The organism is Actinomadura rifamycini DSM 43936, assembly GCF_000425065.1.
Lineage (GTDB): Bacteria > Actinomycetota > Actinomycetes > Streptosporangiales > Streptosporangiaceae > Spirillospora > Spirillospora rifamycini.
Genome location: NZ_AULB01000011.1, coordinates 98,421 through 121,208, shown reverse-complemented (window position 1 = coordinate 121,208; position 22,788 = coordinate 98,421). Strand labels below are relative to the sequence as shown.

The window sequence follows — 22,788 nt, the reverse complement described above, 5'->3', positions numbered from 1 at the left end:
CTCCGCGCCCCGTCACTCGGCCGTGATCGCGCGTTCCGGGCAGTTGCGGACGGCCGCGTGCACCCGCTCCTCGTGCTCGGCGGGGACCTCCGGCACGCGCACCACGGCGTACCCGTCGTCGCCGAGGTCGAAGACCTCCGGGCACGTGGAGCAGCAGACGCCGTGCCCCGCGCAGCGGTCCTCGTCGATCGTGACCTTCATCGGCTCCCGCCCTCCTTCGGCGTGAACTCCAGGTACAGGCTGGTGAGCCCGCGGAGGATGTAGGTCGGGACGTACTTGTACCTGCGCTCGTCCGCGGGGCCGTGCTTCTTCTCGGAGACGCGGATGTCGGACGTGCGGTCCAGGATCCGCTCGATGGCGGCGCGCGCCTCGGCGCGGGCGAGCGGCGCGCCGGGGCAGGTGTGGATGCCGCGCCCGAACGCCACGTGGTGGCGGGCGTTCGCGCGGGCCGGGTCGAACCTCCCGGGGTCCTCGAACTTGCGGGGGTCGCGGTTCACTCCCCCGTTCACCACCATGACGGTCGTCCCGGCCGGGATGTCGACGCCGCCGACCGTGGTGGGGACGCGCGACAGCCGGAAGTCGCCCTTGATGGGGCTCTCGTGGCGCAGCGTCTCCTCGACGAAGTTCTGGATGCGCGAGCGGTCCTCGCGCAGCCACGCCTGCACGTCGGGGCGTTCGGCGATCACCTTGAGCGCGGAGCCGAGCAGCCGGACGGTCGTCTCCTGCCCGGCCGCGAACAGGTTCGCGGCGACCCGCGCCGACTCGATGGGTTCGGGGACCGAGCCGTCCGGGAACGTCGCGGCGGCGATGCCGGTGAGCACGTCGCCGCGCGGCTCCCGGCGGCGGTCCTCGATGTAGGCGGCGAAGCGCTCGTACAGGAACGCCAGCGGCGTGTGCGCGAGGCCCCCGTCGTCGGTGCCGCCGATCGTGCCGGTGTTCTCCTGGAGGTCGAACTGGGCCCGGAACTCCGGCAGGTCCGCGTCCGGGACGCCGAGGAGGTCGGCGATGACGAGCAGGGTGAACGGCCCGGCGAACCCGCGGATGAACTCGCTTTCCGTCCCGTCGAGCCACGTGTCGAGCAGGCCGTCGGCCAGCCGCTCCATCTGCTCCTCGTTCTCCTTGAGGCGCTTCGGGGTGAGCAGCTTCATCAGCAGGCTGCGGTGCGCGGTGTGGACGGGCGGGTCCAGCGTGGGGAGCTGGTCGCTCATCGGCAGCTCGTCGCGGTGCTCCTCGATCAGCGCGGTGACGTCGTCGCCCTCCAGCGGGACGGGGAAGCCCGGGAACGGGCCGGTCACCGAGAGGCACGAGGAGAACGTGTCGGAGTCGTGCAGCACCTCGACGGCCTCGTCGTACCCGGTCACCATCATCACGCCGTGGTTGGGCTCGCGGTGCACCGGGCACTTGCCGCGCAGGGCGTCGAAGTAGGGGTAGGGGTCGACGTTGAGCGCGCCGCCCCGGAAGAAGTCGGCTCTGTCGAGGTCGTCCGCCATCGGATCGGCTCCTGTTCGCGAGACGGAGGCCGGTCGCGGCCTCCGGAGGTGGAAGGGTCGGACGCCCGCGCGGTGCCGTGCCCCGCGCGGGCGGGTCACGCGGGCGGCCGGGCGGGCCTGACCTGCGGACGGCTGCGCGGCAGGCCGAGGTGCCGCTCGGCGATGATGTCGCGGAGCACCTCGCTGGCCCCGCCGTAGATGGTGGTGACCGTGGCGGCCCGGAACTCCCGCTCGAACGCCCCGCCCGCCGGGGCGTCCGGCGCGCCGGGCGCCAGCAGGCCCTCGGCGCCCAGGACGTCCAGCGCGTCGGCGAGGTGGCGCTGGTTGGACTCGCTCCAGTACAGCTTCCGCATGGACCCCTCGGGGCCCGGGACGCCGCCCTTCGCGGCGTGCCAGTCCATCCAGCCGCCCAGCAGCCGGGACACCTCCTCCTCGACGGCGATCCGGCCGATCCGCTCGGCGACCAGCGGGTCGTCCAGGACGGGCGTCCCGTCGGGGCGGCGCGCGTCCCGCGCCCACGCGGCGAGGTCGGCGGCGATCGCGTGGTCCACGGACGCGGGCCCGCCGACGCCCCGCTCGTACACCAGCGCCACCCGCATGACGTCCCAGCCCCGGTCGACCTCGCCGATCAGGGCGGTGCCGGGGACGCGCACGCCGGTGTAGAACGTCGCGTTGGTGACCTGGCCGCCGAGCGTGCGGATCGGCCGGCACTCGAACCCGGGGGCGTCCGTCGGGACCAGCAGCAGCGACAGCCCGGCGTGCTTGGCCGCGTCCGGGTTCGTCCGGGCCAGGACGAACACGTGGCTGCAGACCTGCGCGGTGCTGGTGAACATCTTCTGGCCGTCGACGACCCACGCGTCGCCGTCGCGGACCGCCGTCGTCTTCGCGGCGGCCACGTCCGACCCGGAGTCGGGCTCGCTGTAGCCGAGCGCGACGAGGATCTCGCCGCGCAGCGCGCCGGGCAGGTAGCGGCGCTTCTGCTCCTCGGTCCCGACGTGCAGGATCGTGTGCAGCACCATCGACGTCGTCGCCCACCCGTCGAAGTGCAGGCCCGCGCGGGCGCACTCCTCGAAGACGGCGCGCGCGTAGTCCGGGTCGACGTCGCCGCCGCCGTACTCGGCGGGCCACCCGGCGGCGAGGATGCCGTCGCGCGCGAACCGCGCGTGCAGCTCCATCGTCTGGTGGCAGCCGCTGCGGCGCTGCTCGCCGGCCCACTCGGGGCGGACGTTCGCCTCGACCCAGGCGCGGGCGGCGGCGCGGTGCTCGGCCAGCTCGTCGGATTCGCGGAAGTCCATCGTCACACCCCTGCCGTGGTCGGGGACGCCGCGCCGAAGAGGCGGCGCGGCAGGCCCGCGTAGGCCGCGCGGCGGTCGCCCGCCACGAGCGGCCACGCCTTCGCGCGCCGGAAGTACAGCTGCACGTCGTACTCGAGGGTGTAGCCGTAGCCGCCGTGCATGTGCAGGCTGTCGGCCGCCGCGGCGTACGCGGTGTCGGCCGCGAACAGCAGCGCCATCGTCGCCAGCTCGCCGGCGTCCGGCGTCCCGGCGTCGTGCGCCCAGGCGGCCTTGTAGGCGAGCAGCCGCGCGCCCTCCAGCGCCGTCGCGTCGTCGGCCAGCCGGTGCTGGACCGTCTGGAAGCCGCCGATGAGGATGCCGAAGGCCCGGCGCTCCAGCACGTACTCGACGCCGAGTTCGAGCACGCGGGCGGCGAGGCCGGTCAGGGCCGCGCCGGTCAGCGCCTCCCAGCGGCGGACGGCGCCGGCGTGCGCGGCCGCGGCGGCCGGGCCCTCCGCGAGGACGACCGTCTCGCCGCCGTCCAAGGGAAGGTCGGCGATCGGCATGGAGCCGAGGTTCGGGACGGCCCGGTCCCGTGCGGGCGCCGCGCCGTCCGGGCCGGGCGCCGCGCCGTCCGGGCCGGGCGCCCGGGTCGCGACGAGCGCCCCGTCGCGCAGCGCGACCACCACGTCGGCCACCGCCCCGGCGGGGACGAGCCGGGCGACGCCGCCGGCCGCCGGCCGCAGCGCGAGGGTCGGCAGGAGGTCGCCCGCGACGGCGCGCGCCGTCCACGGGTGGTCCGGCGCGGCCTCGGCCAGCAGGGCGGTCGCGGCGGCGGCCTCCACCAGCGGGACCGGCGCCAGCGTCCGGCCCAGGCACTCGGCCGCGACGGCGAGCTCCAGCAGTCCGGCCCCGCCCCCGCCCAGGCCGGCCGGGACGGGGACGGCGGGCAGGCCCATCTCCACGACCTTGCGCCACAGGTCGGGGTCGAACCCGAGCGGTTCGGCGGCGCGCACCACGGCCGGGGGCGATTCGCTGTCGAAGAAGTCGCGGAGGCTCGCGCGCAGGGCCTCCTGGTCATCGGTGAAGGCCAGGTCCACCAGGCGCCACCCCCACGTCGGGCCGGAGGAGCACACTCCGACATCGATGTTCTCGATAGCGAGATTAGTATTCTCACTTAGCCAGAGCAACCCTCCGTGAGGGGCTGCCGGTCCCCCGCTACGCGGAGATCTCGTCCACCAGCCCCCACGCCAGGGCGGTGCGGGCGTCGAGCGCCGCGCCGGTGAGCGCCAGGTACAGGGCGCGGTGCCGGCCGATCCGGCGCGGCACGCTCACCGTCCCGCCCGCGCCCGGGATCAGCCCCATCGCGAGCTCCGGCAGGCGGAAGACGGCGTCCGGACGGGCGACGACGCGGCCCGCGAACGCGGGCAGCTCGACGCCCGCGCCCACGCAGGCGCCGTGCACCCGGGCCTCGGCGCGGGCCGCGAGCCGGTGCAGCGGGCGTCCGGCTCCGGCGCGGGTCCGGACGTGGTGGGCGGTCGCGGGATCGGGGGCGGTGCCGAACTCGTCGAGGTCGCCGCCGGAGCAGAACGCGGGCCCCGCCCCGTCGAGGACGACCCGCGCGACCCCGTCGTCGAGCAGCGCCACCCGCAGGGCGTCCACCAAGGCGTCCCGCACCTGCCGCCCGTAGGCGTTGCGGCGCTCCGGCCGGTTCAGCGTGATGTGCAGGACGTCGCCCGCGCGGTCGACGAGGACCGGCTCGGCGGCCTCCGGCGGGAGCGGGCGCGGGCCGCGGGCCGCGAGCCACCGCGCGAACTCCGCCCCGCCGAGCAGGGTCGAGTAGGCGAACGACTCGACGTCCAGGGCCGCGGGCACCGGCAGGCCCTCGGTCGCCCGCAGCACCTCGCGCAGCACCAGCGCGGCCCGCGGGTTCGCCGCGACGGCCCGGCCGATCGCCGCGAGCCGCTCCCCCGGGTCGGCGGCCGCCACGCTCTCGCGCCCCGCGCCGGCGGCGGCGGTGAGGGTGAGGTCCAGCGCCCGGGCGAGCGCCGGGTCGGCGTCGCCCAGCCCGACGAGGAGCCGGTCGCTTCCGCGCGCCGCGCGCACCGCCCGTCCGAGCAGCGCCGGGGAGCCGCCGCCCGCCAGGTCGACGGCCACGAGCGGGTCGCACGGGGCGCCGTCCGGGCCGAGCGTCGGCGCGTCCGCCGCGCCGTCGGCGAGGTCCTCGATCGAGACGATCACGGGTCTCCCTCCGGTCGGGGCGCGTCGGGCCGCAGAGTGTATCGTCGGCCCATGTCCGTGCGGGCCGAGTGGGCGGCGAGCGGCGTGGTCGCGCTGACCGGCCGCCCGGACGGCCCGCCCCTGGTGCCGCCGGGACGCGGCGCCGCGGCGGCCCGGGAACTCGCGGAGACGCTGCCGGTGCCGGTGGACGGCCCCCGGCTGCTGGCCGAGCGCGCCGCCTTCACCGGGCACCGGCGCGGCGGCACGGTGTCAGCGGGCGGCGCCTGCCGCCTGCTGCCGACCGCGGACGGGTGGGCCGCCGTCTCCTGCGCCCGCCCCGACGACCCCGCGCTGCTCGGCGCGATGATCGGCGCGGAGACCGGACCGGACCCGTGGCCCGCCGTGGCCGCGTGGCTGCGCGCGCACACCGGCGCCGAACTGGCGGAGCGCGCCGGGCTGCTCGGTGTCGCGGCCGGGCCCGTCGGGGCGGCGCGCCGCCGCCCGCGCGTTCCGGCGCCGCTGCCGCCGCGCCCCGTCGAGGGCCTGCTCGTGGTCGACTTCAGCGCGCTGTGGGCGGGACCGCTGTGCGCGCACCTGCTCGGCCTCGCGGGCGCCCGGGTCGTGAAGGTCGAGACCCCGTCGCGCCCGGACGGCGCCCGCCGCGGCGACCCGGAGTTCTACCGGCTGCTGCACGCGGGCCACCGCTCGGTCGTCCTCGATCCCGGCACGGCCGCGGGACGGGACGCCATGGCGGCGCTGGTGGACGCGGCCGACATCGTCGTCGAGGCGTCCCGGCCGCGCGCGCTCGCCCGGTTCGGCCTGGACGCGGACGCCGCCGTCGCCGCCGGGACGACCTGGGTGTCGATCACCGCGTACGGGCGGGACGCCGACCGCGTCGGCTTCGGCGACGACGTGGCCGCCGCGGCCGGGCTGGTCCGCCGCGAGCCCGACGGGACGCCGCTGTTCTGCGGCGACGCGATCGCCGACCCGCTCACCGGGCTCACCGCCGCCGCGCTGGCCGCCTCGGCGCCGCCGGGCGGCGGGGGCGTGCTGTGGGACGTCGCCATGTCCGACGTGGTCGCGGCGACGCTCGACCCCGGCGACCCCGGGGAGCCCGCGGCCGCCGTCCGGCACGGCGACGGCTGGGCCCTCGACACTGGAACGGGCCCGCTCGTGCCCGTCGCCGAGCCGGTCCGCCGCCGCGTCGACGGCACGGCGCCCGAACCGGGACGGGACACCGCCGAAGTCCTCCGCGAACTCGGGATCCCCGTTCCGTGACCGGCCCCCTGCTGCTGCGGGACGCGGAGGTCGACGGGCGGGTGCGCGCGGACGTCCGGGTCGCGGACGGCAGGATCGCCGAGGTCGGCGCCGGGCTGGTGCGGCGGGCCGGCGAGCGGACGGTCGAGTGCGGTGGCGGGGCGCTGCTGCCCGGTCTGTGCGACCACCACCTGCACCTGCACGCCATGGCCGCCGCGGAGCGGTCGGTGCCCTGCGGGCCGCCGCACGTCACCGCGCCGGACGGGCTCGCCGCGGCGCTGCGCGGCGCGGCGCCCGACGCGCACGGCTGGATCCGCGGGACGGGCTACGCCGAGGGCGTCGCCGGGCACCTCGACGCCGCGGGCCTCGACGCGTTCCGCGCCGACCGTCCCGTCCGGCTCCAGCACCGGAGCGGCGCGCTGTGGACGCTGAACTCCGCCGCCGTGCGCGCGGCGGGCCTCGCGGCGGGCGGCCATCCGGGCATCGAGCGCGGCGCGGACGGGGCGCCGACCGGACGGCTGTGGCGGGCGGACGCCTGGCTCCGCGGCCGGCTGCCGCCCGCGCCGCCCGCCGACCTCGCGGGGGTCGGCGCGCGGCTGCTGCGCTGGGGCGTCACCGCCGTCACCGACGCGACCCCCGACCTGGACGGGACCGCGCTCGCCGCGATCGGGGCGGCCGTCCGCGGCGGCGCGCTCCCCCAGCGCGTCCACCTCCTGGGCGTCCCGCCGGAGGGCCCCGCCGAGCCGCTCCCCCCGCGCGTCACCACCGGCCCGTACAAGATCGTCCTCGCGGACTCCGGGCTGCCGCCGCTGGACGGCCTCGTCGCGCGGATCGGGCGCGCGCACGCGGCGGGGCGCGCGGTCGCCGTCCACTGCGTCACCCGCGAGGCCCTGTTCCTGCTGCTGGCCGCGTTCGACGAGGCGGGCACGCGGCCGGGCGACCGCATCGAGCACGCCGCGCTCGTCCCGGCCGAGACGGCGGACGGGCTCGCCGCGCGGGGGCTGCGCGTGGTGACCCAGCCGGGGTTCATCACCGACCGCGGCGACGACTACCTCCGCGACGTCCCCGCCGCCGACCGCCCGGACCTGTACCGGTGCGCGGGCCTCCTCGCGGCGGGCGTCCCGGTCGGGCTGTCGAGCGACGCCCCGTACGGGCCCGCCGACCCGTGGGCCGTCATGGACGCGGCCGTCCGGCGCCGCACGCGGTCCGGGGCCGTCCTCGGGGCGGGCGAGGCGATCGGCCCGGCGGCGGCGCTGCGCGCCTACCTCGCCCCGCCCGGCGAGCCGGGCGGGGCGCCGCGCCGCGTCCGCGCGGGCGCGCCCGCCGACCTGGTCCTCCTGCACGCGCCGCTCCGGGACGCCCTCGGGTCGCTCGGGGCCGGCGCCGTGCGCGAGGTCTGGGCGGGCTGACGCCCTCCTCCGCACCCGCTTCTGAACTCCACCCTTCCCTCTGCGGCTAGTTATGCTCTAGCTTTACAAGAACGTCATTCTTCATTACGAGAACGTGACTACGGGCGGCCGCGGCGGCGGCCGGGCGAAGGGACGGGGATGGGCTTCGCGGACGAACTGTTCGACCTGACCGGAAGGGTCGTCCTGGTCACCGGCGGCAGCCGGGGCCTGGGCCGGGAGATGGCGTTCGGCGCCGCCCGCTGCGGCGCCGACGTCGTCATCGCCAGCCGGGACCTCGGCGCCTGCACCGCGGTCGCCGCGGAGATCGAGGCGGAGACCGGGCGCTCGGCGCTGCCGTACGGCGTCCACATCGGGCGCTGGGACCGGCTGCCCGGGCTGGTCGACGCCGTCTACGACCGGTTCGGGCGGCTCGACGCGCTGGTGAACAACGCGGGCATGTCGCCGGTCTACGACTCGCTCGCCGACGTCACCGAGAAGATGTTCGACTCGGTGATGAACCTCAACCTCAAGGGGCCGTTCCGGCTGTCCGTGCTCGCCGGCGAGCGGATGGCCGCGGCCGGCGGGGGCTCGATCGTCAACGTCAGCTCCACGGGGTCGATCCGCCCGCGCCCGGCGATCGTCCCGTACGCGGCGGCCAAGGCGGGCCTCAACGTCCTCACCGAGGGCCTGGCCAAGGGGCTCGGCCCCCGGGTCCGGGTGAACACCCTGATGGCCGGGCCCTTCGCCACCTGGGCGACGCGCGGCTGGGACGAGGCGGAGCTCGCCGAGGGCGTGCGGCCGCACGCGCTCCAGCGGATCGGCCACCCCGCGGAGGTCGTCGGCGCCGCGCTCTACCTGGTCTCCGACGCCTCCAGCTACACGACCGCCGCGACCCTGCGGGTCGACGGCGGCATCCCGTGACGGCCGCGCGCCCCGCCCGCCCGGCACGGAACCCGACGAAAGGAACGAACGGCATGTGGGATTTCAGCACCGATCCCGAGTTCCAGGAGAGACTCGACTGGGCGGACCGGTTCGTCCGGGACGAGATCGAGCCGATCGACGCGCTCTTCCCGGGCAACGACGAACCCTACGACCGCGACAGCGAGGTCTTCCACGAGGTCGTCCGGCCGCTCCAGGCGCGCGTGAAGGAGCGCGGGCTGTGGGCGGCGCACCTGTCGCCCGAACTCGGCGGCATGGGGATGGGCCAGGTCAGGCTCGCGCTGCTCAACGAGATCCTCGGCCGGTCGCAGTGGGCGCCCATGGTGTTCGGCACGCAGGCGCCCGACTCGGGCAACGCCGAGATCCTCGCGCACTACGGCAACGAGGAGCAGCGCCGCGCGTACCTCGAACCGCTCCTGGACGGCCGCATCGTGTCGACGTACGCGATGACGGAGCCGACGGGCGGCGCCGACCCGGGGTCGTTCACCTGCCGGGCCGTCCTCGACGGCGACGCGTGGGTGATCGACGGCGAGAAGTGGTTCGCCTCGAACTACCCGTACGCCGCGTTCGTCATCGCCATGGTCGTCACCGACCCGGACGTCCCCGTGCACCGGGGGTCGTCGATGCTGCTCGTCCCGCGCGGCACGCCCGGGATGGAGATGGTGCGCCGGACTGGCCTCGGCGGCGAGCCCCTCGGCGAGGGCGCCCACGGCTACCTGCGGTTCACCGGCTGCCGGGTGCCGCGCGAGAACCTGCTCGGCGAGCCCGGCACCGGGTTCGCCATCGCGCAGAAGCGGCTCGGCGGCGGGCGGCTGCACCACGCGATGCGCTCGGTCGGGCAGTGCCGCCGCGCGATGGAGATGATGATCGAGCGGATCGCGAGCCGCGACACCCGCGGCGGGCCGCTGTCGCGGCAGCAGGCCGTCCGGCAGGCGCTCGCCGACACCTGGATCCAGCTCGAGCAGTTCCGGTTGCAGGTCCTGCACGCGGCATGGCGGGTCGACAAGGCGAACGCGAGCGGCGACCCGGGCGACGCGCGGGCCGCGCGGCTGCACATCTCCGCCGTCAAGGCCGCGACGCCCGGCACGCTCGTCGACGTCCTGTACCGGGCCATGCACCTGCACGGCTCGCTCGGCGTGTCCAACGAGCTGCCGCTGGCGAAGATGTGGCAGGCCGGGCCGGTGCTGGGCGTCGCCGACGGCCCCACCGAGGCGCACAAGGACGTCGTCGCCCGCCTGCTGCTCAAGGACGCCGAGCCCGCGGACGACCGGCTGTTCGGCTCCGCGCACCTGCCCGCCCGCATCGAGGCCGCGCGCGAGAAGTTCGCCGGCCGCCTCACCGGGACGGGAGCCGCCCGATGACCGGGTCGCCGGCGCCCGCCGGACCCGTCGTCGACCTGGCGCGGCTCAACGCGTGGCCGGGCCTCGCGGACGTGCCGGGCGACGGCCCCGTCGAGTCGCTGGAGCCGCTCCGGGGCGGCGCGCAGAACCTGCTGTTCACGATGCGCCGGGCGGACGGCACCGAGCTGGTGCTGCGCCGGCCCGGACGGCACGCGGGCGCCGAGGCCGCGAAGCCGTTCGCCCGGGAGAGCCGCGTGCTGACCGCGCTGGCGGGCACGCCCGTCCCGCACCCGCGGCTGCACGCGAGCACCCTGGACGCCGAGGTGATCGGCGCGCCGTTCTCCGTCCTGGAGAAGATCGAGGGGTTCATGCCGCGCGGCGAGCTGCCCGGCGCCTACGGCACCGACGCCGGGTGGCGCCGGACGCTGGCGTTCGAGCTCGTCGGCGGCGCCGCGACCCTCGCCGCCGTGGACCCCGACGCGATCGGGCTCGGCGACCTCAGCCGGACCGACGGATGGCTCGAGAAGCAGATCACCCGCTACCTGAAGATGCTGCACGGCTACCGCGCCACCGACGGCTACGCCGAGCACGAGTCGCCGCTCGTCGACGTCGTCGCGGCCTGGCTCGAGGACAACCGGCCGGACACCTGGACGCGCGGCGTCGTGCACGGCGACCTGCAGTTCGCCAACGTGATGTTCCGGCACGGCGCCCCCGAGCTCGCCGCGATCGTCGACTGGGAGATGGCGGCCGTCGGCGACCCCCTCCTCGACCTGGCGTGGATCCTCACCGCCTGGCACGAGGACGGCGACCCGCCGGGCGGCGAGCCGCAGCTGCGGCCGTGGGACGGGATGCCGCGGCGGGCCGAGCTCGTCGACCACTGGGCGTCGCTCACCGGCCGGGACGTGTCCGGCTTCCGCTGGTTCCAGGTGCTCGCGTACTTCCGGCTGGCGGCGCTGCTCGAGGGCTCGTTCGCCCGGGCGCTCGACGGGCGGATGGACCGCGCGATGGGCGAGGGCCTGCACGCCTACGCGGGGCGGCTGTGGGCGAAGGCCGAGCGGGAGACGGCCCGCGGCTGACGGCCGGTCCCGGGGCGCGGGCCCGCGCCCCGGGACCGCACGGGCTCACGCGACGGTGAAGGTCTCCCGGACGAACGTCAGGAACTCCTCGGCGCCGATGCCCGCCGGCTCGTCGCTGATCATCGGGTCCATGAGCGTGAAGCTGTCGATGAGCGCGCTGCACATCCGCGCGAGGGCGTGCGGGTCGCCGGGGCGGATCGTCCCGTCGGCCTGCCCGTCGGCGACGACGCCCGCCAGGATCCGCACCGTCTCGCGGTGGAAGTCCTTGTAGTCGGGCGGGACGTCGGCGACGTCCCGCCCCCCGACCTTGGTCATCTGGGCGTGCAGCTGCGCCCACGCCGGGTACTTGCGGCGGTGCTCCAGCTCCGCCGTGACCAGCGCGACGAAACGCTCCCCGGCGGCCCGCTCCGGGGCCGCGGCGAGCCGCTTCATCTCCTCCAGCCGCCCCGGCCCCCGCCGCATCAGCACCGCCAGGTACAGCGCCTCCTTGCTGTCGAAGAAGGAGTAGATCGAACCGACCGAGAACTCGCAGCGCTGCGCGACGTCCTTCAGGTTCGTCGCGTAGTAGCCGCGCTCGGCGAACAGCTCCTCGGCCGTCTCCAGCATCTGCTCCCGGCTCAGCTCGATCCGCTGCCGGCGGCGCACCTCCCGCGGGCTGAGCCGCTCCGGCGCGGCCGTCCCGTCCTCCGTGCCGCCGGCCGCTTCCCTCTTCGCCACCGCACCCTCCTTGCCGCCTCCCGCACCCCGAACCGGCCGTCAGCCGATTGAACCGTCGCTCAGTCTACGCCAGCGGCGTTCCGGCCCCGACGCGGCGTGCGCCGGGACCGGAACCCGCGAAGACAGGAGGAAGGCGAGGCGGGGAGGACGGGCGAGGACGAGCGGGCGGGACGGTCAGGCGATCGGGGCGCCGGACGTGCGGAGGCTCTCGGCGGACCAGAAGACCTCCGTCGCGGGGCTCGCGGCGGCGGGCGCGGGACCGGCGGGGGCGCAGTCGCCCGTGATGCAGTCCGGGGAGACGCACTGCGGGCGCGCTCCGGCGGACGCCGCGGCGGCGGCGAGGGCGTGCGCCTTGAACGCGCGGGCGGCGCTGCTCAGCCGGTGCCGCACGCAGCCGGGGACCTCGTCGGCGTACGCGGCCCGGCTGCCGCCCCACAGGCGGATCTCCATGCCGCTGTCGAGCGCGCCGTCCAGCCTGCACCGGATCCGCTCGTCGGTCTCGTAGAGCGCGGCGTCCATCGCGACCGCCCGCGGCCAGGGACCGCGCACCTGGGAGTTGAGGCCCATCTCCAGGTCGACGCCGCGGGCGCCGAGGATGCGCAGCGCCCGGGAGCCGGTGCCGTCCGCGGTGAGGACGGTGACGTCCCACCCGGCGGCGACGCGGTCGAACACCCAGCCGCCCGCGGAGCGCACCCCGCCGAGCATGGTCGGGGCGACCACGACGAGATGGTGCCTCAAGGTGTATCGGCGGCGGGTGCGAGTTGCCGGGCGAGCGACCCGGTGTACTCCTTGAACACCTCGGTCAGCGGAATCGAAGGGTCCAGCAGCCATGATGTCTCTATCCCGTTGAGGAAGGCGACGATCTCCACGGCCTTCACGTCCGCGTCCACGTCGGGGCGGTACCGGCCGGCGCGCTGGCCGCGCCGGATGCCTTCGGCGACGGTGCGCACGGAGGCCCGGTAGCGGCCGAACATGCGGTCGTGCAGCGGATCGTCGGGGTCAAGGTTCTCCATCAGGAGGACGGCGAACATGCCGACCAGGTCGGGTGCCCGGTGGAACCGCTCGGCGACTCCCTCGAGCTGCTCGATGATGTCGGCGTCCATGTCGGCGTGCGCCTCGTCGTAGGCGTCGCGCGCGTCGACGGCGGCGTGGAGCAGGGCTTCCTTGGATTCGAAGTGGTGCAGCAGGCCGGCCGGGCTCACCCCGGCCTCCCGGGCGATCCGCCCGAGCGTGATACCGCGCCATCCGTGCCGCTTCAGCAGGCGCTGCGCGGCGGTCAGGATCCGCTGTCGGCGGTCCTCCCCCTTCGCGAGGAGGGCGGCGTACGGCCGTTGTTCGGTCAACCGGAGGACTCCTTCCAGAAACCTACTGAACACACATTAGGTCGGTTGGCGCGGCTGTGACAAGGGTCACGTATCCGTAATCCGGGAGGTTTCCCGCCGGGAACGCGGAAGGCCCCCGGACGGTCGCCGTCCGGGGGCCTCGCGCGCGCCGCGCGCGGTCGCTCACCAGCCCAGGCGTCCCCCACCGGACACGAGGGCCTTCGCGATGACCAGGCGCTGGACGTCGTTCGTCCCCTCGCCGATCGCCATGAGGGGCGCGTCGCGGTACAGCCGCTCGACGACGAACTCCGCGGAGTAGCCGTAGCCGCCGTGCACGCGCATCGACTCCAGCGCGCACCGGATGGCGACTTCGGAGGCGTACATCTTCGCCATGCCCGCCTCCATGTCGACCCGGCCGCCGGTGGTCTCGGCCCGGTCGGCGGCCCAGTAGGTCAGCAGCCGCGCGGCCTGGATCTCGGTGGCCATGTCGGCCAGCTTCAGCTGGATGGCCTGGAAGTCCGAGATCGGCCGGCCGAACGCCTCCCGCTCCCGCGAGTAGCCGAGCGCCGCCTCGTAGGCGGCCTGCGCGACGCCGACGGCCCGCGCCGCGATGTTGATCCGGCCGATCTCGAGCCCGCCGAGGACCTGCTGCAGGCCGCGCCCCTCCGCCCCGCCGAGCAGGTCCGCGACCGGCACCCGCACCTCGTCGAGGACGAGCTCGCAGGTCTCGGGCCCCTTGTAGCCGAGCTTGGGCAGGTCGCGGGTGACCCGGAAGCCGGGCGAGGACGTGTCGACGAGCAGCACCGACATCCCCTCGTGGGCGCGCTCGGCCCGTCCCGTCTTGACCAGGACGGGCAGGACGCCCGCGACGCGCGCGTTGGTGATCCACGTCTTCGCGCCGGTCACCACGTAGTGGTCGCCGTCCCGCACGGCCGCGGTCGCGATGCCCTGCAGGTCGGTGCCGGCGCCGGGCTCGGTCAGGCAGATCCCCGACCGCAGCTCGCCGGTCGCCATCCGGGGCAGGTACCGCTCCTTCTGCTCGGCGGTGCCGTGCCGGGCGATCAGCACGCAGGCGACCGAGTGCGGGCCGAACAGCCCGGCCGCGCCGAGCCAGGCGCGGGCGATCTCCTCGAACGCGAGCGCGTAGGAGACGCGGTCGGCGCCGAGGCCGCCGTACTCCTCGGGCACGTTGAGCCCGAACAGCCCGAGGTCGCGGAGCCCCTCCACGATCTCGGTCGGGTACCGCCCCGTCCTCTCCCACTCGGGGGCGACCGGCGCGATCTCCTTGTCGGCGAAGTCGCGGAGCGTCTCCCGGAACAGCTTCTGCTCGTCGTTCAGCTCGAAGTCCACCGCGTGGTCACCTTCCCGTCCATTGCGGCGCGCGGCCCTCGGCGAAGGCGCGGGCCCCTTCCTTGGCGTCCGCGCTGCCGAACACCTCGTTCACCTCGTCCGGCGTGCACCAGCGGCGCTGCCGCATGAGCTTCTTGGTCATCGCGACGCCGAGCGGGCCGTTCCCGGCGATCCGGCCGGCCAGCGCGAGCGCCTCGGCGAGGACGGATCCTGCGGGGACGACCCGGTTCACCAGCCCGTACCCGCGCGCCCGCTCCGCGGTGACGGGGTCGCCGGTGAGGCCCATCTCCAGGGCGAGCGCCATCGGGATCCGCTGGGAGAGCGTCGTCCCGCCGCCGCCGGCGAACAGGCCCCGCGCGACCTCGGTCATCCCGAGCCGGGCGTCCTCGGCCGCGACGACCAGGTCGCACGCCAGCACCAGCTCGAAGCCGCCGCCGAGCGCGGAGCCGTTCAGCGCCGCGACGACCGGCGTGGCGACGCTGCGGTGGTAGAACCACACGAGTCCCTTGATGTCGCCGCCCCGGGCGAACGCCTTCATGTCGAGCCCCGCGCAGAACACCGTCCCCGCGCCCGTCAGGACGATCGCGCGCGTGCCGGGGTCGGCGTCGGCGGCGCGCAGCGCGGCCGACAGCTCCTCCATCGCGGCCGGGTCGAGGGCGTTGCGCGCCTCGGGGCGGTTCAGCGTCAGCACCCGCACGTGGCCGCGCTGCTCGATCAGGACGAGGTCGCTCACCGGGCCTCCACGGCCCGCGGGCGCCCGTGCGGGGACGGCGATCGTGGCGATGACTTCCGTCGCGGGAGCGTCCGCGGCGGCGTCTGCGATGGGGTCTGTGGCGATGGCAAGGGCGGTCCTTCAGTCGGAGGCGGGCAGCGGCTTGGCCGCCTTGATGGTCATGGGCGCGCCGTCACAGGTCAGCTCGCCCGCGCCCGAGGACACGCACAGCAGTTCGACGGTCCCGGCGTCGTCCACGTAGCGCTTGCCGACGAGCGTGGCGTTCGCGGCGCCGCCGGACGGCGCCGCCGGCTTGGCGGGGGTCCCGGAGGCCGCGGCCATCGGGCTGCCGCCGCAGGCGATCACCGGGGCGCCCTGCGCGGGGGCCCGGACGACCACCACCTTCGTCGCGCACACGGTGCTGGCGAGCTGCGCCCCGGGGCGCAGCGCCGGTTCTGGTGACGTCATGGCGGTGCTTCCTTCCTCTCGCTGCGGAAACTATCTTCTCATTTTACGAGAATCAACCGTTCAGTGGAGGGGGCGGGAGCGGGCGGCACCGGAGGCGGCCCTCCGCGGCGACCGGCTTCACCGGGTTCCGGGCCCCGGCGGATTGACGTCCGCCGCCACCCGTGAGAACCTACGATCCACAAATGAGAATGCCATTCTCGTCAGCGAGAAGGAACGGCACGAGAGGTCGGACCCTTGCCCCACTTCCCGAAACCCGCCGCCGGCAGCTGGACCGAGCACTATCCCGAACTGGGCACGGCACCCGTCGACTACAACGACTCCATCGACCCCGCGCACTACGAGGCCGAGCGCGAGGCGATCTTCAAGCGGACGTGGCTGAACGTCGGCCGCGTCGAGTCGGTGCCGAAGGTCGGCAGCTACTTCACCAAGGAACTCGCCGTCGCGGACACGTCTCTGATCATCGTCCGCGGCAAGGACAAGCAGGTCCGCGCGTTCCACAACGTGTGCCGGCACCGCGGCAACAAGCTCGTCTGGAACGACTTCCCCGGCGAGGAGGTCAAGGGCACCTGCCGCCAGTTCACCTGCAAGTACCACGCCTGGCGCTACGACCTGGCCGGAGAGCTGACCTTCATCCAGCAGGAGGAGGAGTTCTTCGACGTCGACAAGTCCGAGTACGGGCTCAAGTCCGTGCGGTGCGAGGTGTGGGAGGGGTTCGTCTTCGTCAACCTCGACCCGGACGCCGCGCCGCTCACCGACTACCTCGGCGAGATGGCCAAGGGCCTGGAGGGCTACCCCTTCCACGAGATGACCGAGGTGTACAGCTACCGGGCCGAGATCGGCAGCAACTGGAAGCTGTTCATCGACGCGTTCGCGGAGTTCTACCACGCGCCCGTCCTGCACCAGAAGCAGGCCGTCAAGGGCGAGGCGGACAAGCTGTTCAGCTACGGCTACGAGGCGCTGCACTACAAGCTCGACGGCCCGCACTCCATGATCTCGTCCTGGGGCGGCATGTCCCCGCCCAAGGACCCGAGCATGGTCAAGCCGATCGAGCGGGTGCTGCGCAGCGGGCTGTTCGGCCCCTGGGACCGGCCCGACATCGACGGGATCGACACCCTGCCGCCCGGCCTCAACCCGGCCCGCCACAAGGCGTGGGGCAGCGACTCCTTCGTCCTGTTCCCGAACTTCATGCTGCTCGTCTGGGCGCCCGGCTGGTACCTGACGTACCACTACTGGCCGACGGCCGTCGACCGGCACGTGTTCGAGACGAGCCTGTACTTCGTCCCGCCGAAGAACGCCCGCGAGCGCCTCGGCCACGAACTCGCCGCGGTGACGTTCAAGGAGTACGCGCTCCAGGACGCCAACACCCTCGAGGCCACGCAGACCATGCTCAAGGGCCGCGCCGTCACCGAGTTCCCCCTCAACGACCAGGAGATCCTCCTGCGTCACCTGCACAAAGTCGCCCGCGACCACGTCAAGGAGCACCGCGATGCCGCTGCCCGCTGAATTCGCCGACCTCGAGCCGTACGCGGGCTGGGCCCTGGCGACCGAGCCCGAGCGGTACGCCAAGCGCCTCGCCAGCTCGATGGAGGAGATGCAGGCGTTCTACGACGCCGCGTTCCCCCGCCTGGAGGACGCCATCGCCTACATCGACCGGCACCCGTGGGACGACCTGCCCGAGGACGCCCGCACCCTGATGCACCTCATGCAGGGCCTGGTCATGGTGTCGTTCCCCGTCGAGGTGTGGAAGCAGCCCCGCGTCCCCGACTCCGGCGCGGCGTACCTGGACCTCATCGTGGAGCCCGTGGTCTGACATGCTCACGCTGAGAGCGGCCGGGCTCCTCGACGTCGACGCGGGCGAGATCGTCCGGCCGGGGGTCCTGCGGATCGACGGCGACCGCATCGCCGGGGTCGGCGGCCCGCCCGAGGGCGAGGTCGTCGACCTCGGCGACGCGGTCCTGCTGCCCGGCCTGATGGACATGGAGGTCAACCTCCTGATGGGCGGGCGCGGCGAGACGCTGGAGTACTCGCCCGTCCAGGACGATCCGCCGCTGCGGATGCTGCGCGCCGTCGGCAACGCCCGCCGCACCCTGCGGGCCGGCTTCACGACCGTCCGCAACCTGGGGCTGTTCGTGAAGACGGGCGGCTACCTGCTGGACGTCGCGCTCGGCAAGGCGATCGACGCGGGCTGGATCGACGGGCCCCGGATCGTCCCGGCCGGGCACGCCATCACCCCGACCGGCGGGCACCTGGACCCGACGATGTTCGCGGCGTTCGCGCCCGGCGTCCTGCCGCTGTCGGTCGAGGAGGGCATCGCCAACGGCGTCGACGAGGTGCGCCGGGCCGTCCGGTACCAGATCAAGCACGGCGCGAAGCTGATCAAGGTGTGCGTGTCCGGCGGCGTCATGTCGCACACCGGCACGCCGGGCGCGCAGCACTACTCCGACGAGGAGCTGCGCGCGATCGTCGACGAGGCGCACCGGCGCGGCCTGCGGGTCGCGGCGCACACGCACGGCGCGGACGCGGTGCGCAACGCCGTCGAGGCGGGCATCGACTGCATCGAGCACGGGTTCCTCATCGACGACGAGACGATCGCGCTGATGGTCGAGCGCGGCACCTGGCTCGTCCCGACCACGGCCCTGGCCGACGGCATGGACGTCTCGGAGGCGGCGCCCGAGCTGAAGGCGAAGGCCGCGGAGATGTTCCCGAAGGCGCGGCGGTCGGTGCTGGCCGCCTACGAGGCCGGGGTGAAGATCGCGGTCGGCACCGACGCCCCCGCCATCCCGCACGGCCGCAACGCCTTCGAGCTGACGGCGCTGGTCGAGCGCGGCCTGGCCCCGGCGGACGTGCTGCGCGCGGCGACCGTCCGGGCCGCCGAGCTGATCGGCGCCACCGACCGGGGGCGGCTCGCCGAGGGGCTCCTCGCCGACGTCATCGCCGTGCCCGGCGATCCCCTGCAGGACATCGCCGTCACCAAGGACGTGCGGTTCGTGATGAAGGGCGGGAAGGTCTTTGTCAACAGGCAGCACGTCAACAGGCAGCACGTCAACAGGTAGCACGGCGAGGGGCGGCGTCGAGGACCACGTCGAGATCCAGCAGCTCCTCGCCCGGTACGCGGTGACCATCACCCGGGGCGACATCGACGGGCTGCTCGGGGTGTTCACCCCGGACGGCACCTACAGCGCCTTCGGCGACACCTACCGGCTGGACGAGTTCCCCGAGTTGGTCGAGGCGGCGCCCAAGGGCCTGTTCCTCACCGGGACGGCGGCGGTCGAGATCGACGGCGACACCGCGACCGGCACGCAGCCGCTCTGCTTCGTGGACCACTCCACCCACGAGATGCGCATCGGGTACTACAACGACACCTACGCGCGGACCGGCGACGGCTGGCGGCTGCGGACGCGGGCGATGACGTTCATCCGGCGCAGCGGCGCGCACGACTCCGGACGTCCGCACGCGCACCGGCGCGCGGGAGCATGAGCGGCACCGGCACCGGCGCGGACGGCGCGCACGGGCACGCCGGGGGCGCGGACGTCGCGGAGTTCCGGGCGGAGGTGCGGGCCTGGCTGGACGCGCACGACCTGTCCCCCGCGCCCGGTCTCGACTTCGACGGGCAGGTCGCGCAGCTCGGCCGCGTCCGGCGCGCCCTCTACGACGCGGGCTGGATGCGGTACGGCTGGCCCGCCGAGGCCGGCGGGCTCGGCGGGCCGGCCGTGCTGCGCGCGGTGCTGGGCGAGGAGGTCGCGACCCGCGGCCTGGCCGAACCGGGCATCTACTCGATGATCGAGGTGCTCGCCCCGACGGTGATCTCCTACGCGCCGCCCGCGCTGGCGGCCGAGATGGTGCCGCGGCTGCTGAACGGCGACGAGCAGTGGTGCCAGGGGTTCTCCGAGCCCGGGTCCGGCAGCGACCTCGCGTCGCTGTCGACCCGGGCGGAGCCCCGCGGCGGCGACTGGGTGGTCAACGGGCAGAAGGTGTGGACGAGCCTCGCCCAGTTCGCGGCGCGCTGCGTGCTGCTCACCCGCACCGCGCCCGGCCACGCCGGGATCACGGCGTTCTTCCTCGACATGGACTCCCCCGGCATCACGGTCCGGCCGCTGCGCACGATGCACGGCGTCGACGAGTTCGCCGAGGTGTTCTTCGACGACGTCGTCGTCCCCGGCGACCGGATGCTGGGCCGTCCGGGCGACGGGTGGCGGCTGGCGATGGACCTGCTGCCCCACGAGCGCTCGACCTGCTTCTGGCACCGCGTCGCGCACCTGTACTCGCGGCTGGACCGGCTCGTCGAGGAGACCGGCGAGAGCGGCGGGACCGACGACGCCGCGCTCGGCGCCGCGTACCTCGCGCTGCACACCGTCCGCTGCCGGTCGCACGCGACGCAGCGGCGGCTCGCCGGCGGGGCGCGGCTCGGCCCGGAGACCTCGGTCGACAAGGTGCTGCTGGCCGGGGCCGAGCAGCGGCTGTTCGACACCGCCCGGGACCTGCTGCCGGGGGTGCTGGAGCTGGACGGGACGCCGTGGCGCTCGGAGTACCTGTACTCGCGGGCCGCCACCATCTACGGCGGCACCGCCGAGATCCAGCGCAACATCATCGCCCGCCGTCTCCTCGACCTGGGGAAGGAATGACCATGGAGCCCCCTGCGCCGGAGTCCCCCGCGATGGACGCGGCCGAGCGGGAGATGCTCGCCGACGCGCTGTGCAAGACGATGGCGGCGGCGTCGGGCCCCCGGCTCGACGCGGCCCTCGCGGAACTCGGCTGGCCCGACCTGCTCGCCGCCGCGCCGGACGTCGCCGTCCCGCTCGTGTTCGGGCTGCTCGGCGAGACCGGGGCGCACGCGGCGGTGCTGAACGACGTGGTGCTGAACGACGTGGTGCCCGGTGCGTCCGGGCGTCCCGCCGGGGACGCCCCGCCGCCGCTGCCGTACGCGGGCGGCCGGTGGGTCGTCTGGGACCGCGGGCCCGGGGACCGCGGCGCGGACGTGCTCGACGGCGACCTGCCGCTGCGTCCCGTCCCGGACGGCGCGCCCGTCCCGCTCGCCGCGGGGCGCCGGGCGCTCGGCTGGTGGCTGGCCGGGACCGGGCGGGCGATGCTGCGCCTCGCGCGCGAGCACGCGCTCGACCGCGCGCAGTTCGGCCGTCCGATCGCCGCGTTCCAGGCCGTCCGGCACCGGCTCGCCGAGACGCTGGTCGAGCTGGAGGGCGCGGAGGCGGTGCTGACCGCCCCGCACGCCCCGGCGGACGCGGACCTGGCGGCGCTGCTCGGCAAGGCCGCGGCGGGACGGGCGGCGCTGACGGCGGCCCGGCACTGCCAGCAGGTGCTCGGCGGGATCGGGTTCACCGAGGAGCACGGACTGCACCGGCACGTGCGGCGCGCGCTCGTCCTGGACGGCCTGCTCGGCGGCTCCCGGGAGCTGACCCGGGAGGCGGGGCGGATCCTGCGCGCGGAGGGGGCGGCGCGGCGGCTCGTGGAACTGTGAGCGGCGGCGCGCCGCGGAGCGTGAGCCTATGACACTCTTGAGTTAGGAAAGTCATAGTCTCGTTACCGTGCGCGCCGTAGTGCGGTGCCGGTACCGGCGACTGTCGATACTGTGCAGTAAGGTTCTACACATGGTGCAGAAGACGGATTCGACGGCGGACACCCCGAGCCACCGGCCGGCCTGGAAGGACCGCGCGGTCGAGCGCTCGACCAAGGCGGCGCGGCTGCGCGCCGAGCAGCGGGTGGAGCGGTTCCTCGACGCGGCCCAGGCGATCATCGCGGAGAAGGGCAGCACCGACTTCACCGTGCAGGAGGTCGTGGACCGCTCCCGCCAGTCGCTGCGCAGTTTCTACCAGCACTTCGACGGCAAGCACGAGCTGCTCCTCGCCCTGTTCGAGGACGCCCTGCGCCGGTCGACCGACCAGATCCGCGCCGCCGCCGGCGGCCGGACCGACCCGATGGACCGCCTCAAGGTGGCCGTGGAGCTGCTGTTCGAGCTGTCCCGGCCCGACCCGGCGGCGCAGCGGCCGCTGTTCACCGACTTCGCCCCGCAGCTGCTGGTGTCGCACCCGGCCGAGGTGAAGTCGGCGCACGCGCCGCTGCTCGGCCTGTTCACCGAGCTGCTGGAGCAGGTGGAGGCGGCGGGCGCGCTGCGGCCGGGCGTCAAGCCGCGGCGCGCGGCGGCGCTGGTGATGCAGACGGTCATGTTCATCGCGCACGGCGCCCCGGTCGACGAGGACGCCCACCCGATCACGGCCGAGGAGCTGTGGGAGTTCTGCTCCACGGGGTTCGCCGCCGCCGCGTGAGACCCGGGCGAGAATAGCATTCTCATAGATCGGGCACGTGATTTACACTAGTGGCATGCCCACTTCCGTGACCGATCCGTGGAGCGACCTCCTCGCCTGCCTGGAACTGGACGGCCCCGGCCCCGTTCCGGGAGGCGGCTCCGGCGCCGCGGCCGCCCCCTCCCCCGCCGCCGTCCGGCTGACCGGGCGCAACCAGCGGCTGACCTACCACCGGCTGTTCGGCGGCCAGCTCCTCGCCCAGTTCGTCCGGGCGGCCGGCGCCGCCTGCCCGGGCAAGGCCGTCAAGTCCCTGCACGCGCTGTTCCCCCGCGCGGGCCGCTCGGACGAGCCCGTCCGGTACGAGGTCGAGCGCCACCACGAGGGCGGGACGTTCGCCACCGTGGCGGTCACGGCCCGGCAGGAGCCCGGCGTGATCGCCACCGCGTCGGTGTCGCTGCACGCTGGCGAGGACGGCGCCGACCGGCAGTCCGTCCCCGGGGTGCCGGCCGTCCCCGGCGCCGAGCACGAGGTGAAGCTCGACCTGCTCCCGTGGGAGACCCGCTCGACCGCGGACCTGGACGCCGCGGCCGCCGGGCCGCCCGAGTACGAGCTGTGGATGCGCACGCCGGCCGTCGGCGCGGAGCTGGCGCCGGCGCTGGCCGCCTACGCCACCGACCTCACACTCATCGGAACCGCGCTGCGCCCGCTCGACGGCGTCTCCCAGAGCGACGCGGGGACGGCGTTCACCTCGGCCGTCACCTCGCACAGCGTGTGGTTCCACCGGCCGTTCCGCACCGACGACTGGCTGCTGCTGCGCCAGCACAGCCCGGTCCTGGCGCACGGCCGCTGCTTCGGCCGCGGCGACCTGCTCGCCGCGGACGGCTCCCTCGTCGCCTCCTACGCGCAGGAGGCCCTCCTGCGTCTGAAGGACCACTCCTAAGGCGGCATGCCCGCGGGGGCGCGGCCCGGCGGCCGCGC

The 22,788-nt window shown here is 75.1% G+C and carries 24 protein-coding genes; 13 read left to right on the top strand and 11 right to left on the bottom strand.

Annotation, left to right across the window (positions count from 1 at the left end; all coding sequences use genetic code 11):
* Positions 1 to 12: 12 nt before the first annotated feature.
* From H505_RS0110900 to H505_RS0110880, 5 genes are all read right to left on the bottom strand, one after another.
* Entirely contained in the window at positions 13 to 201 is a 189-nt protein-coding gene (locus H505_RS0110900; RefSeq protein ID WP_026402006.1) for a ferredoxin, read from the bottom strand.
* Positions 198 to 1,490, bottom strand: coding sequence for a cytochrome P450 (locus tag H505_RS0110895; protein WP_026402005.1), 1,293 nt, complete (start codon positions 1,488 to 1,490; stop codon positions 198 to 200). Before H505_RS0110895 ends, H505_RS0110900 begins: the two co-directional genes overlap by 4 nt.
* Before the next feature lie 95 nt (positions 1,491 to 1,585).
* Positions 1,586 to 2,785, bottom strand: a complete 1,200-nt coding sequence (locus H505_RS41165; protein ID WP_034517532.1) for an acyl-CoA dehydrogenase family protein — start codon at positions 2,783 to 2,785, stop codon at positions 1,586 to 1,588.
* Positions 2,786 to 2,787: 2 nt separating this feature from the next.
* Positions 2,788 to 3,864: an acyl-CoA dehydrogenase family protein gene (locus H505_RS0110885; protein ID WP_026402004.1), complete on the bottom strand. Its 1,077-nt coding sequence runs from the start codon at positions 3,862 to 3,864 to the stop codon at positions 2,788 to 2,790.
* A gap of 118 nt (positions 3,865 to 3,982) precedes the next feature.
* Positions 3,983 to 5,005, bottom strand: a complete 1,023-nt coding sequence (locus tag H505_RS0110880; protein ID WP_026402003.1) for an enoyl-CoA hydratase/isomerase family protein — start codon at positions 5,003 to 5,005, stop codon at positions 3,983 to 3,985.
* 51 nt (positions 5,006 to 5,056) lie between these two features.
* Between H505_RS0110880 and H505_RS0110875 the strand changes: the two genes are divergently transcribed.
* The 5 genes from H505_RS0110875 (at position 5,057) to H505_RS0110855 (ending at position 10,984) form a co-directional block, all read left to right on the top strand.
* Positions 5,057 to 6,262: a CoA transferase gene (locus tag H505_RS0110875; RefSeq protein WP_034517531.1), complete on the top strand. Its 1,206-nt coding sequence runs from the start codon at positions 5,057 to 5,059 to the stop codon at positions 6,260 to 6,262.
* Complete coding sequence (locus H505_RS0110870) at positions 6,259 to 7,650, top strand: amidohydrolase family protein (protein ID WP_026402001.1); 1,392 nt, start codon at positions 6,259 to 6,261, stop codon at positions 7,648 to 7,650. Before H505_RS0110875 ends, H505_RS0110870 begins: the two co-directional genes overlap by 4 nt.
* A gap of 138 nt (positions 7,651 to 7,788) precedes the next feature.
* Complete coding sequence (locus tag H505_RS0110865; protein WP_026402000.1) at positions 7,789 to 8,550, top strand: SDR family NAD(P)-dependent oxidoreductase; 762 nt, start codon at positions 7,789 to 7,791, stop codon at positions 8,548 to 8,550.
* A gap of 53 nt (positions 8,551 to 8,603) precedes the next feature.
* The gene (locus H505_RS0110860) at positions 8,604 to 9,929 is read left to right on the top strand and encodes an acyl-CoA dehydrogenase family protein (RefSeq protein WP_026401999.1); all 1,326 of its coding nucleotides are present in this window, start codon (positions 8,604 to 8,606) and stop codon (positions 9,927 to 9,929) included.
* Positions 9,926 to 10,984 carry a phosphotransferase family protein gene (locus tag H505_RS0110855; RefSeq protein ID WP_026401998.1) on the top strand — a complete coding sequence of 353 codons (1,059 nt, stop codon included), beginning with the start codon at positions 9,926 to 9,928 and terminating at the stop codon, positions 10,982 to 10,984. The genes H505_RS0110860 and H505_RS0110855 overlap by 4 nt, the downstream gene beginning before the upstream one ends.
* 45 nt (positions 10,985 to 11,029) lie before the next feature.
* On the opposite strand, the gene H505_RS47490 is transcribed toward H505_RS0110855, so the two are convergent.
* From H505_RS47490 to H505_RS0110825, 6 genes are all read right to left on the bottom strand, one after another.
* Positions 11,030 to 11,701: a TetR/AcrR family transcriptional regulator gene (locus H505_RS47490; RefSeq protein ID WP_051300530.1), complete on the bottom strand. Its 672-nt coding sequence runs from the start codon at positions 11,699 to 11,701 to the stop codon at positions 11,030 to 11,032.
* Between the two features lie 174 nt (positions 11,702 to 11,875).
* On the bottom strand, positions 11,876 to 12,421 hold the full coding sequence (locus tag H505_RS41155) for a hypothetical protein (protein WP_051300529.1): 546 nt from the start codon (positions 12,419 to 12,421) through the stop codon (positions 11,876 to 11,878).
* A gap of 14 nt (positions 12,422 to 12,435) precedes the next feature.
* Complete coding sequence (locus tag H505_RS0110840; protein ID WP_026401997.1) at positions 12,436 to 13,044, bottom strand: TetR/AcrR family transcriptional regulator; 609 nt, start codon at positions 13,042 to 13,044, stop codon at positions 12,436 to 12,438.
* A gap of 162 nt (positions 13,045 to 13,206) precedes the next feature.
* Positions 13,207 to 14,373, bottom strand: a complete 1,167-nt coding sequence (locus H505_RS0110835) for an acyl-CoA dehydrogenase family protein (RefSeq protein ID WP_026401996.1) — start codon at positions 14,371 to 14,373, stop codon at positions 13,207 to 13,209.
* Between the two features lie 7 nt (positions 14,374 to 14,380).
* Positions 14,381 to 15,106, bottom strand: coding sequence for an enoyl-CoA hydratase-related protein (locus H505_RS0110830; protein ID WP_026401995.1), 726 nt, complete (start codon positions 15,104 to 15,106; stop codon positions 14,381 to 14,383).
* Between the two features lie 120 nt (positions 15,107 to 15,226).
* Entirely contained in the window at positions 15,227 to 15,553 is a 327-nt protein-coding gene (locus tag H505_RS0110825; RefSeq protein ID WP_026401994.1) for a hypothetical protein, read from the bottom strand.
* Positions 15,554 to 15,787: 234 nt separating this feature from the next.
* On the opposite strand from H505_RS0110825, the gene H505_RS0110820 reads away from it, so the two are divergent.
* From H505_RS0110820 to H505_RS0110785, 8 genes are all read left to right on the top strand, one after another.
* Complete coding sequence (locus tag H505_RS0110820; protein WP_026401993.1) at positions 15,788 to 17,056, top strand: aromatic ring-hydroxylating oxygenase subunit alpha; 1,269 nt, start codon at positions 15,788 to 15,790, stop codon at positions 17,054 to 17,056.
* Complete coding sequence (locus tag H505_RS0110815; protein ID WP_026401992.1) at positions 17,040 to 17,363, top strand: hypothetical protein; 324 nt, start codon at positions 17,040 to 17,042, stop codon at positions 17,361 to 17,363. Before H505_RS0110820 ends, H505_RS0110815 begins: the two co-directional genes overlap by 17 nt.
* 1 nt (position 17,364) lies before the next feature.
* Positions 17,365 to 18,606 carry a metal-dependent hydrolase family protein gene (locus tag H505_RS0110810; RefSeq protein WP_026401991.1) on the top strand — a complete coding sequence of 414 codons (1,242 nt, stop codon included), beginning with the start codon at positions 17,365 to 17,367 and terminating at the stop codon, positions 18,604 to 18,606.
* Positions 18,563 to 19,030, top strand: coding sequence for a nuclear transport factor 2 family protein (locus H505_RS0110805; protein ID WP_084550095.1), 468 nt, complete (start codon positions 18,563 to 18,565; stop codon positions 19,028 to 19,030). The genes H505_RS0110810 and H505_RS0110805 overlap by 44 nt, the downstream gene beginning before the upstream one ends.
* Positions 19,027 to 20,175 carry an acyl-CoA dehydrogenase family protein gene (locus H505_RS0110800; protein ID WP_051300528.1) on the top strand — a complete coding sequence of 383 codons (1,149 nt, stop codon included), beginning with the start codon at positions 19,027 to 19,029 and terminating at the stop codon, positions 20,173 to 20,175. The genes H505_RS0110805 and H505_RS0110800 overlap by 4 nt, the downstream gene beginning before the upstream one ends.
* Positions 20,176 to 20,177: 2 nt before the next feature.
* Positions 20,178 to 21,026 carry an acyl-CoA dehydrogenase family protein gene (locus H505_RS0110795; RefSeq protein WP_211238450.1) on the top strand — a complete coding sequence of 283 codons (849 nt, stop codon included), beginning with the start codon at positions 20,178 to 20,180 and terminating at the stop codon, positions 21,024 to 21,026.
* A 130-nt stretch (positions 21,027 to 21,156) separates the two neighbouring features.
* On the top strand, positions 21,157 to 21,831 hold the full coding sequence (locus H505_RS0110790) for a TetR/AcrR family transcriptional regulator (RefSeq protein WP_026401987.1): 675 nt from the start codon (positions 21,157 to 21,159) through the stop codon (positions 21,829 to 21,831).
* A gap of 55 nt (positions 21,832 to 21,886) precedes the next feature.
* Entirely contained in the window at positions 21,887 to 22,750 is an 864-nt protein-coding gene (locus H505_RS0110785; RefSeq protein WP_211238449.1) for an acyl-CoA thioesterase, read from the top strand.
* The last annotated feature ends 38 nt before the right edge of the window (positions 22,751 to 22,788 follow it).